The sequence below is a fragment of the Paenibacillus sp. EB106-05-06-XG162 genome (assembly GCF_058791655.1).
On sequence record NZ_JBYTDT010000009.1, the window covers coordinates 123,076 to 139,586 of the forward strand.

Genomic DNA, 16,511 nt, shown 5'->3' on the forward strand with positions numbered 1-16,511 from the left:
GCGATATTTTTTGACCAAACACATATAACAGGTGTATAATAAATTCTATAACAGAGGAAAATGATTTTCAAACTTTTTGTTGAGGTGAAGAAAATGAGTAAGCTTTCTTTCGAAGTAAAGTCAGAAGATGTTCAAGCATTATCTGTACTTTCTCCTGATGGTGAAATTATTAACGAAGAAATGATGCCTTCTCTTACAGATGAGCAGTTAAAAGAAATTATGTACCGTATGGTATTTACTCGTACTTGGGACGAGCGTGCAGTTAACCTTGGTCGTCAAGGACGCCTTGGATTCTATGCTCCAGTATCCGGTCAAGAAGCTTCGATGGTAGGTAGTGTATACCCATTGCAAAAAGAAGACTTCGTTGTACCAGCATATCGTGATATGCCGCAAATCGTATGGCACGGTCTTCCGCTATACCAAGCATTCCTATATTCCCGTGGTCATCAACACGGTGGTCAAATCCCAGCTGGCGTTAACGTATTAATGCCGCAAATCATCATCGGTGCGCAAATTTTGCATGCGATGGGTATTGCTATGGGCTACAAATTGAAAAAACAACCACAAGTTGCAATCACGTACACAGGTGACGGCGGTTCGTCGGAAGGTGACTTCTACGAAGGTCTGAACTATGCAGGTGCATTCAAATTGCCGGTTATTTTCTTCGTGCAAAACAATGGCTATGCAATCACAACACCATTTGCGAAGCAAACTGCAGCACAATCGATCGCGCACAAAGCGCTTGCAGCGGGTATCCACGGTTTGCAAGTTGACGGTATGGACGTTCTTGCTGTTATCAAAGCGGTTCAACTCTCCGCTGAACGTGCTCGTCAAGGCGAAGGCGCAACATTGATCGAAGCATTAACTTACCGTTTCCGTCCGCATTCCATGGCGGATGATACGACGAAATATCGTACTAAAGAAGAAGAAGCTGAATGGGCTATTAAAGATCCGCTCGTTCGTTTCGGTAAATACCTTGAGAAAAAAGGTCTTTGGAACGATGAAGAAACAGCTCGCGTGAAAGAAGAAGCAAAAGCAAAAGTAAACGAAGAAATCAAACGCGCAGAGCAAACCGAAAAAATGACGGTTTCGGGCTTGATCGACAGCATGTTCGAGACAACGCCACAGCACTTGGAAGAGCAAAAAGCTGATTTCCAATAAACTCGATTGAAATGATTCGACATATAGAACGCATGACAACCAAGTTCTCGGCAAATTGCTGCGAACACGTTTAAGGGAGGAAACGAAGCAATGGCACAGATGAATATGAAAGAAGCAATTCGCGACGCGATTCGCGTTGAGTTAAAACGTGACCCGAATGTGTTAGTATTCGGTGAGGACGTAGGTCATGTTGGCGGCGTGTTCCGTACAACAGAAGGATTACAAAAAGAGTTCGGTGAAGAACGTGTATTCGATACACCGCTGGCTGAATCCGCAATCGGCGGTATGGCTGTAGGTCTTGGTATCCAAGGTTTCCGTCCAGTCGCAGAAATCCAATTCGTTGGATTTATCTATGAAGCACTCGATCAAATCTGCGTTCAAGCAGCGCGCATGCGTTTCCGTTCTGGCGGCCGTTACAACTCGCCAATCGTATTCCGTACACCATTTGGTGGCGGCGTTAAGGCAGCTGAACTTCACACGGATTCCCTAGAAGGTTTGCTCGTTCAAACGCCTGGTATCAAAGTGGTTGTTCCTTCGAACCCTTACGATGCTAAAGGTCTTATGATCGCGGCAATCCGTGACAATGACCCTGTATTCTACATGGAACACTTGAACCTCTACCATGCATTCCGTGACGAAGTGCCTGAAGGTGAATACACGGTTGAGCTTGGTAAAGCGAACGTCGTTCGTGAAGGTAAAGACGTAACAATTATTGCTTACGGTTTAATGGTTCGTACAGCGATGAAAGCTGCGGAAGAGCTTGAGAAATCCGGCATCTCTGCTGAAATCATCGACTTGCGCACATTAATGCCGCTTGATATCGATACGATCGTGGCATCCATTAAGAAAACAAACCGTGCGATTGTGGTTCAAGAAGCACAAAAAACTTCCGGTGTAGCCGCTGAAGTTATCGCGCAAATCAACGAAAAAGCTATTCTGCACTTGGAAGCTCCGGTTCTCCGCATTTCTGGTCCGGATACTGTATTCCCATTTGCACAAATCGAAGATCAATGGCTTCCTAACCCAGCGCGTATTATCGCAGGTGTAAATAACGTACTTAACTTTTAACTAACGTAGAAGATCGATAAGGGAGGTTTCTCGCGTGGCTAGATTTGAATATTTGTTCCCAGAATTGGGCGAAGGCTTACACGAAGGCGAAATTATTAAAATGCACATTAAACCAGGTGATACCATCACAGATGAAGATATCATCATGGAAGTTCAGAACGATAAAGCAATTGTAGAAGTACCAAGCCCGGTTAACGGTAAAGTACTTGAAGTTCTTACTAAAGACGGTCAAGTATGCCACATGGGTCAAGTGGTAGCAATCATCGATGCAGAAGGGGATATCCCTGAGCAAGCGGCTCCAGCTGAATCTGCAGCAGCACCTGCACCGGTAGCAGCTGAATCTGCAGCAGCAGCGGCACCTCAAGCGGCAGCAGCTCCTGTAGCGGCGCCAAATAAAGAAGTTCTTGCAACACCTAGCGTTCGCAAGTTCGCTCGTGAGCAAGGTGTTGACATTGCAACAGTAAACGGAACAGGTAAGAACGGCAAAGTGTCACGTGAAGATGTTCAAGCATTTGCAAACGGTGGAGCACCTGCAGCAGCTCCAGCGGCAGCGGCGGCAACAGAAGCAGCGGCACCAGCGGCTGCAGCAGCTAATGTAGCTGTAACAGCAAACGGCGAAGAAGAGCGCGTACCATTCAAAGGTATCCGTAAAGCAATCTCGAATGCGATGGTTAAATCGGCTTACACAGCTCCGCACGTTACGATCATGGACGAAGTGGACGTTACTGAATTGGTTGCATTCCGTACTCGCATGAAACCAGTCTTTGAGAAGAAAGGCGTTAAAGTAACTTACTTGCCATTCATCGTGAAGGCTCTAGTTGCAGCTTGCCGTCAGTTCCCAGCGATGAACGCAATGATCGACGAAGCGAACAACGAAATCGTCTACAAAAAATACTACAACATCGGTATCGCAACAGATACAGACAATGGCTTGATCGTGCCTGTCATCAAAGACGCAGATCGTCGCAACATCTGGACTGTAGCTAGCGACATTAAAGACCTTGCAACACGCGGTCGTGACGGTAAATTGGGTCCGAACGAGTTGAAAGGCAGCACAATTACAATTACGAACATCGGTTCCGCTGGCGGTATGTTCTTCACACCGATCATCAACTTCCCAGAAGTTGCGATCCTTGGTACTGGACGTATTTCCGATAAAGCCGTTGTTAAAAATGGAGAAATCGTTGCTGCACCAGTGATGGCGTTGTCCTTAAGCTTCGACCATCGTCTAATTGACGGAGCGACAGCACAAAACTTCATGAACTACATCAAGATGTTGCTCGCTAACCCAGATCTATTAGTTATGGAGGTGTAATCAATGGTAGTAGGAGATGCTTCTTTAGAAATTGATACAGTCGTAATCGGTGCAGGTCCTGGTGGTTATGTTGCTGCGATTCGCGCGGCACAATTAGGACAAAGCGTATTGATCGTGGATAAATCCGAGTGGGGCGGCGTGTGCTTGAACCGTGGATGTATTCCTTCCAAAGCGTTGATCTCTGCAGCGCATCAATATGAGACCGTTCAAAATGCTTCTTCCATGGGTATCACAATGGAAAATGTAAAAGTGGACTACTCGAAAGTTCAAGAATTCAAACGCGGTGTCGTTAGTAAACTGACTGGCGGCGTAGCAGGACTTCTAAAAGGTAACAAAGTACAAATGTTCAAAGGTGAAGCAATGTTCATCAATGAGAACGAAGTACGCGTGTTCAACGATCAAGAAGCTCCACGTTACAAATTCAAGAACTGTATTATTGCAACAGGTTCCCGTCCAATCGAGCTTAAGCCATTCCCTTACGGTGGCCGCATCTTGTCTTCGACAGAAGCGTTGGAATTGCCTGAAATTCCAAAAAGCTTGATCGTTATCGGCGGTGGGTACATCGGTGCTGAGCTTAGCCAAATGTTCTCGAAATTCGGTACGAAAGTAACGATCGTCGAGGGTGCAGACATGGTATTGCCTGGCTTCGATAAAGACTTGACGCAACTTGTGTCGAAGAACATGAAGAAACACGGTTTCGAAATCTTCACAAAAGCACAAGCACAAAGCGCAACGCAAACAGACAATGACGTAACTGTGAAATTCACAGTGGATGGTAAAGAACAAGAAGTTACAGCTGACTACTTGCTTGTTACCGTGGGACGTCGTCCAAATACAGACGGAGAGCTTGGCCTTGACATGATCGGCGTGAAAATGACAGATCGTGGCTTGATCGAAGTTGACCACCAAGGTCGCACAAGCGTTCCTCACATCTTCGCAATCGGGGACATCGTTCCTGGCTTAGCTCTTGCGCACAAAGCTTCTTATGAAGGTAAAGTGGCAGCTGAAGCGATCGCTGGATTGCCTAGCGTTGTGGATTACAAATGTATCCCAGCGGTATGTTTCACAGATCCAGAATGCTCCAGCGTTGGATACAACGAAACAGAAGCAAAAGAAAAAGGCTACAACGTTAAAGTTGGTAAATTCGCGTATGCGGGTAACGGCCGTGCATTGTCCTTGAATGGTGCAGAAGGTTTCGTTAAAATCGTTGCGGATGCTGAGACAGGTCTTGTTCTTGGCGGACAAATCGTTGGTATTGAAGCTTCGAACTTGATCTCGGAAGTTGCGCTTGCAATCGAGAACGCATTGACGCTTGAAGATATCGCTCTTACAATCCATGCGCACCCTACACTTGGTGAGCTTGTGATGGAAGCAGCAGAAGTGGCACTTGGCCACCCAATCCACTCCATCGTTCGCTAATATTGCTAGAACGAGGATTGTCATCATATCATAAGGAAGAGGCTTGTCGCTCATAGCGCGAGCCTCTTTTTTTCAACAATATAGGATGGAGGAAAAAAATAAATGGAACCCAAATATGTCCGTGAATCACGTTCAATCCTTACACAACTGGTATTTCCCTCTGACACGAATATGCATGGGACGATGTTCGGAGGCATTGTCATGGAATATATCGATAAGATCAGCGCCACCGCGAGTATGCGCCATGCCCGTAAACCTGCAGTGACGGCATCCAGTGATAGTCTTGATTTTTTGGCCCCTATACGCGTGGGAGAAGCGATTGAATTAGAAGCCTTCGTTACGTGGACACATAAAAGTTCGATGGAAGTGTATGTGAAGGTCATCGCGGAGAACCTAATGACGGGGGAACGCAAATTGACGGTAACATCCTTCATGACCTTCGTTGCTGTAGATGAGAACGGGAAAGCGACGCCTGTTCCGCCTATTATTCCAGAGACCGAGGAAGAGAAGAGACTGTTCGAAACCGCACAAGAACGGTATGATCAACGCAAACTTAGAAGACATAAGTCGTTGTAGATTGAATAGAAATTGTATGTCAGGTGAGAGAAAATCTATATCAACAGCGTAGTTATTCTATGCTAAACTAGAGGAAGTATTTTTACTGATGCTTGGAAAAGAGGTGTTTCGTTTGAGAAACTATTTAGACTTACTACAAGATATTCTAGATCATGGTGAGAAGAAAGAAGACCGTACGGGCACAGGAACGATCTCCGTGTTCGGTCGTCAACTTCGCTTCGATTTGTCGCAGGGATTTCCGCTCATGACAACGAAAAAACTTCATCTTAAATCGATTGTGCATGAACTCCTATGGTTCTTGAAAGGTGATACCAACATTCAATATTTGAAAGAAAATGGCGTTACGATCTGGGATGAATGGGCGGATGAGGAAGGTAATCTAGGTCCTGTCTATGGTTCACAGTGGCGCAATTGGGAAGCAAAAGATGGTCGTACAATTGACCAAATTGCGAATGTTATTCATCAGATTAAGAACAATCCAGATTCACGTCGTATTCTCGTTAGCGCGTGGAACGTAGGCGAAATTGACAACATGAAGCTGCCTCCGTGTCATTTGTTGTTCCAGTTCTATGTAGCGAACGGGAAGCTATCTTGCATGCTCACGATGCGTTCGGTTGATACGTTCTTGGGACTTCCATTTAATATTGCGAGCTATGCGTTATTAACCCATATGATCGCTCAGCAATGTGACCTAGAAGTTGGGGAGTTCGTATGGTCCGGCGGCGATGTGCATATTTACTCGAACCACTTCGAACAAGTAGAACGCCAGTTATCGCGTGAGCCGTTCGAACTGCCGAAGCTTGTCATCAAGCGCAAGCCAGATTCGATCTTTGAATATACGTACGATGACTTTGAATTCGAGGGCTATCAGCATCATCCTGGGATCAAAGCGCCGGTAGCGATCTAGGAGGTTCATTCCAATGGGATTATCTTTTGTATGGGCAATGGGCCAGAATCGCGTGATCGGGGTCGATAACAAGCTGCCGTGGCGTCTACCTTCCGATATGGCTTATTTCAGATGCGTGACGACAGGGAAAACCGTGCTGATGGGACGTAAGACGTACGAGTCTATTGGCAAGCCGCTACCGAATCGTCGCAACGTTATTTTGACAAGAAATACGGATTTTGAAGCGCCAGGGTGTGAAGTGATTCATTCGTTCGATGAAGTCGTACGCCTCGCTGAGAACGAAGAGATCATGGTGATCGGTGGTGCCGAAATTTACAAGCAACTGCTCCCTATAGCCGATCGTCTGCATGTGACAGAGATTGGGGCGTCATTCGAAGGGGATGCGTTCTTTCCCGTGTTTCCTATGGAGGAATGGAAGGTCGTCGAGCGTACGAAGGGCATTGTGGATGAGAAAAGTATCTATCCGCACGAGTTCGTGGTCTATGAAAGATTGTCCAAATCATAGGTAAATAGTACAAATTGTTATCTTGAAAATCCATTTCAAGAACGGAATGCCGGATGATACGATAATGAGAAATTCTTTTGGGATTGTAGAGATACAAAGATCGGATGGGGGAACGAACATGTCAACACCGACAGGATTTATGGAGATTACAAGGCAGCTTCCGGCAGATCGTGATCCGGTTGAACGGATTAAAGACTGGGAAGAATTTCATTTGCACTTATCAGACGAAGAACTGCGCAGTCAAGGCGCACGCTGTATGGACTGCGGAACGCCGTATTGTCATACAGGCATGGAACTGAGCGGCGGGACTTCGGGTTGTCCGGTGAACAATTTGATACCTGAGTGGAATAACTTAATTTACCGCGATCAATGGAGAGACGCACTCGATCGCTTGCATAAGACGAATAACTTTCCAGAGTTCACAGGTCGTGTGTGCCCAGCACCTTGTGAAGGGGCGTGTACGGTAGGACTCATCGGAAGTCCGGTGACGATTAAGAATATTGAGAACAGCATTATCGAACGCGGATTTGACGAGGGCTGGGTTGTACCGCAACCTCCGCTAGAGCGAACAGGGAAGCGTGTGGCGATCGTAGGATCGGGTCCTGCTGGCTTAGCTGCTGCAGCGCAGTTGAACAAAGCAGGCCATGAAGTGACGGTGTATGAGCGTGCGGATCGTATTGGCGGCCTTCTGATGTATGGTATACCGACGATGAAGCTGGACAAGAAGGTTGTGGAGCGTCGCGTTCAGATCTTGGAAGCGGAAGGCGTGAAGTTCGTAACCAATACAGAGATCGGCAAAGATATTCCTTCGCAGCAGCTTGTCGATGAATTCGATGCCGTTGTGCTCTGCGGTGGTGCAACGAAACCACGCGAATTCAATATCGAAGGTCGCGAGCTGAAGGGCGTTCACTATGCGATGGACTACTTGAACGGAACGATCAAGAGCTATCTAGATTCCAATCTAGAAGACGGTAACTACATTTCTGCAAAAGATCAAGATGTTATCGTCATCGGTGGCGGTGATACAGGAACGGACTGTGTAGCGACAGCATTAAGACATGGATGCCGCAGTGTAACACAATTCGGTACGCATGCGAAGGCTCCGCTGACACGTGATTCCATCGCGAATCCTTGGCCGCAATTCCCGAACGTGTATACACTCGATTATGCACAAGAGGAAGCGAAAGCATTATACGGCAACGATCCACGCGAATTCTCGATCATGACGACGAAGTTCGCCTCGGATGAGGAAGGCAACGTGAAGGAACTGCATACGGTTCAAATCGAGCGGATTGTCGATGAGACAGGTCGCAAAATCTATCAGCCGATTCCAGGTACAGAACGTGTATTCCCGGCCTCGCTTGTATTAATCGCAATTGGGTTTGATGGTCCGGAATCGACGCTCGTTGATCAATTGAAATTAGAGCAAGACCGCCGTTCCAATGTGAAAGCGGAATATGGCAAATACCAGACAAGCGCGGAGAAAGTATTCGCTGCCGGCGATATGCGCCGTGGTCAGAGTTTGGTCGTCTGGGCGATCAACGAAGGACGCGAAGCTGCACGTGAAGTCGACAAATTCTTGATGGGCTCTTCCCTTTTGCCTTAAATTCAGTCATAATTAGATCATGTACGTAAGTATGGAGCTGCGCAGGGCGCGGCTCTTTTTGTCCGTTATCGACCTTGCCGGAACAAGAGAGCAAGTGAAAGGCGGATTGAAAAGGGGAGGCGCTGAACCGTGAAGACGTTAGTCATTGCCGAGAAGCCGGATATGGGGCGGACGATTGCCGCCGTCATCGAGCCGAAGGGCAAGAACAACCGAACGTATATTGAAGGGGAGAGATATATTATTACGTGGGCAATCGGGCATCTCGTGGGACTTGCAGAGCCTGATTTGTATGATGATAAATATAAGAAATGGAATTTTTCTGATCTGCCGATTATACCGGATCATTTCAAAATCATCGCCAATGCGAAGACGAAAGATCAATTGAAGGTGATTGGTGAGCTTGCTAAGCGATGCAACCACCTGGTTAACGCATGCGATGCTGGGCGAGAAGGGCAGTATATTTTTGCGTTAATTCAGCAGTACTTAAAGCTTCACCAGCCAGTCGAACGACTCTGGATATCGGATTTAACGGCGGAGACGATTCGCGACGGCTTTGCATCCCTTCGTGCTGGCGCGGATTTCGAGAATCTGACACTCGCTGCAAGATCGCGGAGTGAAGCAGACTGGCTTATTGGGATGAATGCATCGCGTGCATTTACAACCAAGCATCGGAATCTGTTGTCTGTAGGGCGTGTACAGACCCCTGTTCTGGCATTGATCTATGATCGACAGAAGGAGATTGAAGCCTTTGATTCTCTAACCTTCTACGATTGCATCGCGGATTTCGCTCAACCAGAATCGACTTATCAAGGGATTTGGCAAGGCGAACGAATGACCTCGAAGGAGGTCGCTGATGCGCTCGCAGCAAAGGTAAAGGACAAGCCGGCGACCGTGGCAAGTTATGACGTGAAAGAAACGAAGGAATACCCATACAAGCTGTATGATTTAACGTTATTGCAACGGGATGCGAATGCGAAATTCGGCTTCTCTGCGAAGAAGACATTAGACTTGGCACAGGCGCTGTATGAGAAGCATAAAGTGATCTCGTACCCAAGAACAAATTCGAACTATGTCACCGAACAGAATATCGAACCGATGCATAAGACGCTACATATGCTCAAATCGACGGCGTACAAGGAATATGCAGAAGGTGCGAAGCCTTCTCTCGTGCATGTGAATAATAAATCCGTCTGTAATCCGAGTAAAGTCGAAGATCACCATGCGATTCTTCCGACCTTGAAGCGACCGGGCACATTAGCGCCTGATGAGCAGAAGATCTATGATTTGGTTGTTCGTCGATTCCTCACGCAGTTCTATCCACCTGCTGAATATAAGCAGCATACATTGCTTACAGAGGTCGAAGGGGAGACGTTCAAGACGAATGTGAAGGAACTCCTCTTCATCGGTTGGAAAGCTGTCGTCTCAGACGAGCCCAAGGGTAAGGCGGGAGGCAAGTCGAAAGGTAAAGGACCGGCAGGGAAAGACGGTGAAGAGGAAGAACCAGAGGAATTAACGACGGAGCCTTTCCAGGTCAATCCTGATGCGGAGACGAAGTGCATCGAGGCTACGATTAAAGAAAAGAACACACAGCCTCCCAAAGCTTATACCGAAGGGACATTGCTGAAGGCGATGGAAAGCGCGGGCAAGCAGATTGAGAATGAAGAACTGCGGGATGCAATGAAGGATGCAGGACTAGGCACACCAGCAACTCGCGCGGCTACGATTGAACGACTGAAGCATGTCGGCTACATCGTGATGCAAGGCAAGCGAATAACCGTCACCCAGAAAGGCAGAATGGCTATCGAGCTCATTCGTCACGCAGGGGTTGATCTTCTGACTTCGCCGGATATGACAGGTCAGTGGGAACGACGATTGAATCAAATATCGAAAGGCGAAGCATCGAATGAACGATTTATGGAGAACGTGAAGAAATTTACGATGTTCATTGTTGATAAAGTTCGAGTGCAGCGCCCAGTCTCGAAGGAAGCTTTCGGTGACCCGAATGACCATGCGAAGCCGACGAAGGGAAAATCAACGCAAAAGACGGAGCGCAAGGCTTTAACTGCAGCATCCAAGCCCGAATCATCGACCAAGGATTCGAATACAGCTACTGCATTGACGCTTGAACCAATTGGGCCTTGCCCGCGAACAGGCTGTGACGGCTCCATTATTATGGGCCGGAAAGGATATGGCTGCAATCACTTCAAGGAAGGCTGCAAGTTCGTTATCTGGAAGTCGAGCCTAGGCAAGACGGTGACAGATACGATGATTCGATCCCTGCTTAGTAAAGGGAGCACACAACCGCTGTCTTTCAAAGAGGAAGATGGAACGACGTACAAGGCACGAATGATACTCTCGAACCCTGAGACAGGGGAGCTGAAGTTAGAACGAACATGAGGAGGATAGTGCCGTGGCTTCACAGCGTATTCGTATTTCCATTCCTAAGACGTATTCTGAAATATGGCATGACACGATTTCCATTGCGGTCTTATGTGTCATTATTCTTTACATCGGCTTATTATGGAATAGTCTGCCGAGTCAAGTGCCAATCCACTTTAATGCAGAAGGGGACGCTGATGGATGGGGGAGCAGAACCATTCTACTGCTCTTGCCGGGAGTCAGCCTCATCTTGTACATTGCATTTTCAATTGTGAGCCGTTATCCGCATCGATTCAATTATCCCGTTGTCATTACGGCTGAGAATGTACAAGAGAAGTACACATTATCAAGACTCCTTGTCAGCTGGCTGAAGCTTGAGACGATCCTTGTGCTTAGTTATATCGAATGGAGTATGCTGCAGACCGCTGTAGGGGAAAATCACGGGGTTAGCTTCTGGCTATTCCCTGTCTGTATAGCTGTGATGCTGTGTACAATCGGGTGGTGTCTGTTCCTCATGTTGCGTAACTCCAAAAAGCCTCTAGCGTAGCGAACTACGTTAGAGGCTTTTTGTTTAAGATAGTAAGTGCTGATTCAGCACCTCTGGTATTTCATTTAATGACGTGACGGTGTACAAAGTAGCGTCTGGGTCAAGCGTGTAGTCCACCATATTGTATTTCCACTCATTTTGCTGCTTGAGGTAGATGACGCTGAGTCCGGCTTCAAGTGCAGGGGTGACATCCGTCCGCAACGAGTTCCCAATCATCCAAGTCTTCTGCCGATCGAATTGACCTTCGTACAAGATCGATTCGAGTGCTTCTCGATTCTTATGCTGACGAATGTAGATACGATCATGGAAGAACTCTTTCAGCTTCATCTCATCGATTTTTCGCTGTTGGATGAGGATCTCTCCGCCAGTATAGAGGGAGAGTGTATGTCCTTCTTCACGGAGATGCGACAATGTCTCGAACATCCCAGGGTAAGGCTCAACAGGCTGCTCATATACACTGCGCCCGAGCTGCATTAGCTGCTCTTCTTCCTTCGGATGCACAGGTCTTCCGTGTAGAACACTGAAATAGCGGTACGTATCAACGAAGGACTCGGGGAAATGCTCGCTAACGAATCCGTCTCGATTTACGCGTTCGAGATCAATATCGATTTGCTTTTTCTTGATGTGTTCCGTCCTGATATCATACGTGTGAAACCACGTCTCCATAAGATCTAAGAATTGTTCGATGATGAGGTAGAAGTATTTGTTGCAATAAATAAGCGTATCGTCGAGATCGAAGATAATATTCTGCTGTGTTGTTTGCTGTGTCATCGTGATTTCACTCCTTTCTTTAAGCAGTTGCTTCTTTGATGAACGTTGATGGCTAGAGGCGCAGATACGACTCAAGGAAGAGCTGCATCTCAGCAATCCCATCTGCACGGATACTGTATTTCTCATTCTCATCATTAAGATGTGTGCGCAGCAAGCCTGCGACGCGTAGGATTCGAATATGTGAGCCGACAGCTTCGGGAGTCATCTGCATAATCTCAGCGACTTCGGATGTTGACCGCAGCTCTTGCGCAAGGTAACGCAATATCAACAAACGTTTTGGGTCAGATAGTGCACGCGTGAAGCGAGCGAGACCAATGGGAACTTGATGCTCATTCGTCTCTGGCAAGTCAATCGCATATTGAATCAGCAGCATCCCGTTCAATTTTACATAATAGTTCACAGGGCGGCTATGAATCATAGGCATGAGTATGATCGTATGTAAGTGATCTAGGGGCTCAACGACGACACCATTCGTCGCATATTCGACAAGGTCGATCGGATCCATCTTGGAGATCAGCTGCTGCTTCTCCTTCGCATCTTCTTCAAGAAACGGTATTATTGTATGCTCAATCTCGGCAAAATATTGCTCGTACCATGCTTTGATTAACGGTGTATAAGAGTCGCGAATGCGTGCAACGTCCTCTTTGGCCACATGATCGACATAAGGGGTTGTCTGTGCGTACAGCTCGTCCAAATCGCAAGTCTCTAGATAATGAAGACATGATGGGATATCCGTCTTCGGCTCACGTTGGATTGTCCACAAATAGAGGATATCGTAGTCTATCATTTCCGATGAACGAAATGTATCGATTTGCTCGACAATGGTTGGATCGAGTCGACAGGATACGTCATCAATCCACTCCTGACCCCAATCTAAATCATCAGTCCACTTCCGTGTCGTATATATCAAGAAGCTGCACAATAGTTCATACATTGAAGAATGATAGACTTTGATCTGATAACTCATGATACAAATTCCTCCCATACAAGTCACAGTCCGAAGAACTGCTCTTGTTATTATGGCTTGTTTTACAACCAATTGTCCACTATTATGTTCAGTATAACGATAGATCCGCAGAAGGAGAATAACGTGATGATGAAAGTTGATAAATTGTTGAAAAAAATACCCGAATCGACAATCCTTGATCATATTAGTCTAGAAGTAGAAGAAGGGGAGTTTATCGCAATTATTGGTCCGAGCGGCAGTGGTAAATCAACCTTTCTGAAATGCCTTGCTATGCGTGAGAAATGGACATCGGGAAAGTACATGGTTGATGATATGGATATTTTCGCGAACAAGTTCGCAGGAACACGTAAAATTCGACGGGAGTGCGCATATATCGAGCAGAGTCCGACGCTGCATCCGAAGAAAACGGCACTTAAGAACGTCTTGATCGGACAATATCATCAAACGCCGCTCTGGCGTATGGCGACGGGGATGGTCCGTTCTGATGATTATATGGGTGCAATGGATACGATTGAGCAAGTAGGGCTGCTAGATAAAGCGAAGCTTAAGATTGAACAATTAAGCGGCGGTGAACGTCAGCGTGTTGCGTTGGCGCGTGCGCTTGTGCACGGGGCGAAAGTTATTCTGGCCGATGAGCCTGTATTAGGTCTCGACCCGAAATCCGTGGATTCGGTCATGCAGCAGCTTCAGAAGTTATGTCGTGAGCAACGGATTACGGTTATTGCCGTTATTCAACAGGTTGAATTAGCAGAACGTTATGCGAGTCGATTGATTGGACTCTCACAAGGGAAGATTGTGGTCGATGTGAAGGGACGCCGTCTGATGCAGGCGGAGAAAAATAAAATATTCAATTAATATGATTGATAGATTATGATGAATATTTATGTCGAAAGAGTGATCGAATTGACGAGCATTGTAATGTCTTTGTCACTCTTTTTTTGCTGTGCTACTCTATAATTTGAGAAGTGTAGTGATAGAGTAGATTACATAGAATAGGATGAGATCAATATGAAAAACAAGACGAAAATTGCGTTAGTAATCATGCTGATCGCGTGTGCCTATGTTATTTTTCAAATGACTGTTTTGGGAGATTCATCAAAGGTTCAGGTGAAAAGCAATTTAACGGAGGCGCCATCGCCGACCGTAACAACTTCTACGTATAATCCTGGTGATGCTATGGAGCCTTCTGAGCCTTCGACACCGCAGAAGGATAGCGAGAAGAATAAAGAGGGTTCGAAAGTTCAGCCTCCGCGTTCGAAAGAGGACAAACCCGATACGAAGAAGCCGACGGATAAATCAGATCAACAGAAAGAATCTGATAAGCCGAAACAACCAGAAATGAAGCAGCCTAACAAAGCGACGAAACCACTTGTCGGTAAAATAGCATATATAACATTTGATGATGGAGCGAGTCCGCATACGATGGGATTACTCGACGTGCTTAAAGAGTATGATGTCGAAGCAACCTTTTTCATGTTAGAACCGAATATGCGCAAGTACCCGGATGCTGTGAAGCGTCTAGTCAAAGAGGGACATATGCCAGCGATGCATGGTGTATCGCATCAAGTGAAGAAATATTATGCATCCAGGACATCAGTTGTTAGTGAGATGTCAGCAGGGCAGAAGACAATTCAGAAATTGACAGGAGAAGAGACTTGGCTTATCCGCACGCCGTATGGTAGTGCGCCATATATGACGAAAGACTATATGAAGGCTGTCAAAGATGCTGGATTTACACTATGGGATTGGAATGTCGATAGCCTTGACTGGAAATACCGGGATGCACGTTACGTGGATACCGTGAAGAAAGAAGTACTGGGACTCGAGAAGAAGAATATTTCGCCTGTTATCCTAATGCATGACCGAAAGGAAACGCTCAAGTACTTACCGCAAGTGTTGAAGTTCTTGAAAGATCGCGGATATCAATTCAAGACGCTAAACGAGACGCTTAAACCGATTCAATTCAGTAAAGGCTAAGGGCAAGGTGAAATAAGGGAGTGTGATCAAGGTTGAAATGTAGGTTGTCCGTTATTCTCCTATTTAGCTGCCTGATGATCGTGCTGAGCGGCTGTGAAATTACGAAGGATCCTCGGGCATTAATGAGCATCCCTCGCTTGCCTGAAGATAAGGCAAATCTGTATAGCCTGATTATGGAAGATCTTCCCGAAGGGGGCTCCATCATCCGGCCGACGAATATTAATGATACGAGTGCCATTCGCATTACGGATCTTAATCATGATGGGATCAGCGAAGCTGTAGTATTCTATCGAACTCCAGATCAACCGGTTCGAATTCATGGCATGATCTGGGAGAATAATGGAGATACATGGCGTAAAAAATTGGATTTCGATGGAGAAGGCTTTGAACTCGATTCCTTTGATCTGGTTGATGTAACCCATGACGGGACTATCGAGATGATCGTCGGCTATTCAAGTGGTGATACAGAAGTACAGAAAGGCCTTATTGTCTATTCTTACAAAGATAATCAAATGGTTAAAATGTTAGAAAAATCATATTCCTCGTATGTCATTAATGATTTGAACGGGGATGGAAAGTTCGAGATTAGTCTCTTGAACTTCAAGCAGGGCCAGACAGCCGAGCTGACTTCGATTCAGTACAATGAAATTACAGGGAAGTTCGAACCGTTAAGTTCACTGAAGTTGGATCCAACCGTCAATACGTATTACAACGTCGTGACCGGGAAAGTATCTGAAGATGTGCAAGGGATCGTGCTCGATGCTTCCGTAGGTGCACATTCCGCGTATACGGACGTCATTATAATGAAGGATAATAAGCTTACAAAGGTGCTCTCATCGGAACAGACATATAAACCTTATGCAACTTATAGCTCCGATGAAGATAAGGACGGTATTCTGGAGATTGCCATGCTGGAGACGCCATATGGTTGGGAAGATGAGGGTCTCGCAGGTATTCCATGGTTCATAACATATCATAAATGGGATGGAGATCATGGGCTGAAGTTCGTTCTTGAGCAGTATCGGGATTTACAAGATCGGTTCTACTTCAATTTCCCGCCGGAATGGCATCATAAAGTAACGATTTCTCGAAGATCCAAATTGGAAGAATACCTCAATTTCATCAATATCGATACAGGCGAGACGATGGCAGAGATCCGATTCTTCTCGTTATCTGCATGGGAGAAGAACCATACAGGATGGAAAATGCTTGCGAGAACCGAAGAGCATATTATTGGTCTTCGCAGCAGTTATGATTTGAGTTCAGGGAAAGGCAATGTTGAACTCACGCCAATTGAAATAACAAAGAGGTGA

15 protein-coding genes are annotated in these 16,511 nt (G+C 46.2%); 13 read left to right on the forward strand and 2 right to left on the reverse strand.

Going from position 1 to position 16,511, the window contains the following annotated elements; translation table 11 throughout:
• Positions 1–93: 93 nt before the first annotated feature.
• The 10 genes from pdhA (at position 94) to AC3WU2_RS19175 (ending at position 11,483) form a co-directional block, all read left to right on the forward strand.
• Positions 94–1,161 carry a pyruvate dehydrogenase (acetyl-transferring) E1 component subunit alpha gene (pdhA, locus tag AC3WU2_RS19130; RefSeq protein ID WP_492456680.1) on the forward strand — a complete coding sequence of 356 codons (1,068 nt, stop codon included), beginning with the start codon at positions 94–96 and terminating at the stop codon, positions 1,159–1,161.
• Positions 1,162–1,251: 90 nt separating this feature from the next.
• On the forward strand, positions 1,252–2,229 hold the full coding sequence (locus tag AC3WU2_RS19135) for an alpha-ketoacid dehydrogenase subunit beta (protein WP_379347660.1): 978 nt from the start codon (positions 1,252–1,254) through the stop codon (positions 2,227–2,229).
• Between the two features lie 34 nt (positions 2,230–2,263).
• Positions 2,264–3,544, forward strand: coding sequence for a dihydrolipoamide acetyltransferase family protein (locus tag AC3WU2_RS19140; protein ID WP_492456681.1), 1,281 nt, complete (start codon positions 2,264–2,266; stop codon positions 3,542–3,544).
• A gap of 3 nt (positions 3,545–3,547) precedes the next feature.
• Positions 3,548–4,963, forward strand: coding sequence for a dihydrolipoyl dehydrogenase (gene lpdA / locus AC3WU2_RS19145; protein ID WP_492456682.1), 1,416 nt, complete (start codon positions 3,548–3,550; stop codon positions 4,961–4,963).
• A 102-nt stretch (positions 4,964–5,065) separates the two neighbouring features.
• Entirely contained in the window at positions 5,066–5,539 is a 474-nt protein-coding gene (locus AC3WU2_RS19150; protein WP_018755649.1) for an acyl-CoA thioesterase, read from the forward strand.
• 112 nt (positions 5,540–5,651) lie between these two features.
• Positions 5,652–6,446, forward strand: coding sequence for a thymidylate synthase (gene thyA / locus AC3WU2_RS19155; RefSeq protein WP_492456683.1), 795 nt, complete (start codon positions 5,652–5,654; stop codon positions 6,444–6,446).
• Between the two features lie 13 nt (positions 6,447–6,459).
• Complete coding sequence (locus AC3WU2_RS19160; RefSeq protein WP_492456684.1) at positions 6,460–6,951, forward strand: dihydrofolate reductase; 492 nt, start codon at positions 6,460–6,462, stop codon at positions 6,949–6,951.
• A 118-nt stretch (positions 6,952–7,069) separates the two neighbouring features.
• Positions 7,070–8,557: a glutamate synthase subunit beta gene (locus AC3WU2_RS19165; RefSeq protein WP_492456685.1), complete on the forward strand. Its 1,488-nt coding sequence runs from the start codon at positions 7,070–7,072 to the stop codon at positions 8,555–8,557.
• A 129-nt stretch (positions 8,558–8,686) separates the two neighbouring features.
• Positions 8,687–10,954, forward strand: coding sequence for a type IA DNA topoisomerase (locus AC3WU2_RS19170; RefSeq protein WP_492456686.1), 2,268 nt, complete (start codon positions 8,687–8,689; stop codon positions 10,952–10,954).
• Between the two features lie 13 nt (positions 10,955–10,967).
• A complete protein-coding gene (locus tag AC3WU2_RS19175) occupies positions 10,968–11,483 on the forward strand; it encodes a DUF1648 domain-containing protein (RefSeq protein WP_492456687.1) in 516 nt (171 codons plus the stop codon).
• Positions 11,484–11,507: 24 nt separating this feature from the next.
• On the opposite strand, the gene AC3WU2_RS19180 is transcribed toward AC3WU2_RS19175, so the two are convergent.
• Positions 11,508–12,254 carry an HAD family hydrolase gene (locus tag AC3WU2_RS19180; RefSeq protein ID WP_492456688.1) on the reverse strand — a complete coding sequence of 249 codons (747 nt, stop codon included), beginning with the start codon at positions 12,252–12,254 and terminating at the stop codon, positions 11,508–11,510.
• Positions 12,255–12,306: 52 nt separating this feature from the next.
• Entirely contained in the window at positions 12,307–13,221 is a 915-nt protein-coding gene (locus AC3WU2_RS19185) for an ArsR/SmtB family transcription factor (RefSeq protein WP_492456689.1), read from the reverse strand.
• A gap of 126 nt (positions 13,222–13,347) precedes the next feature.
• Between AC3WU2_RS19185 and AC3WU2_RS19190 the strand changes: the two genes are divergently transcribed.
• The 3 genes from AC3WU2_RS19190 (at position 13,348) to AC3WU2_RS19200 (ending at position 16,511) form a co-directional block, all read left to right on the forward strand.
• Positions 13,348–14,076, forward strand: a complete 729-nt coding sequence (locus tag AC3WU2_RS19190) for a phosphonate ABC transporter ATP-binding protein (RefSeq protein WP_492456690.1) — start codon at positions 13,348–13,350, stop codon at positions 14,074–14,076.
• A gap of 153 nt (positions 14,077–14,229) precedes the next feature.
• A complete protein-coding gene (locus tag AC3WU2_RS19195) occupies positions 14,230–15,198 on the forward strand; it encodes a polysaccharide deacetylase family protein (RefSeq protein WP_492456691.1) in 969 nt (322 codons plus the stop codon).
• A gap of 32 nt (positions 15,199–15,230) precedes the next feature.
• A complete protein-coding gene (locus AC3WU2_RS19200) occupies positions 15,231–16,511 on the forward strand; it encodes a hypothetical protein (protein WP_040674431.1) in 1,281 nt (426 codons plus the stop codon).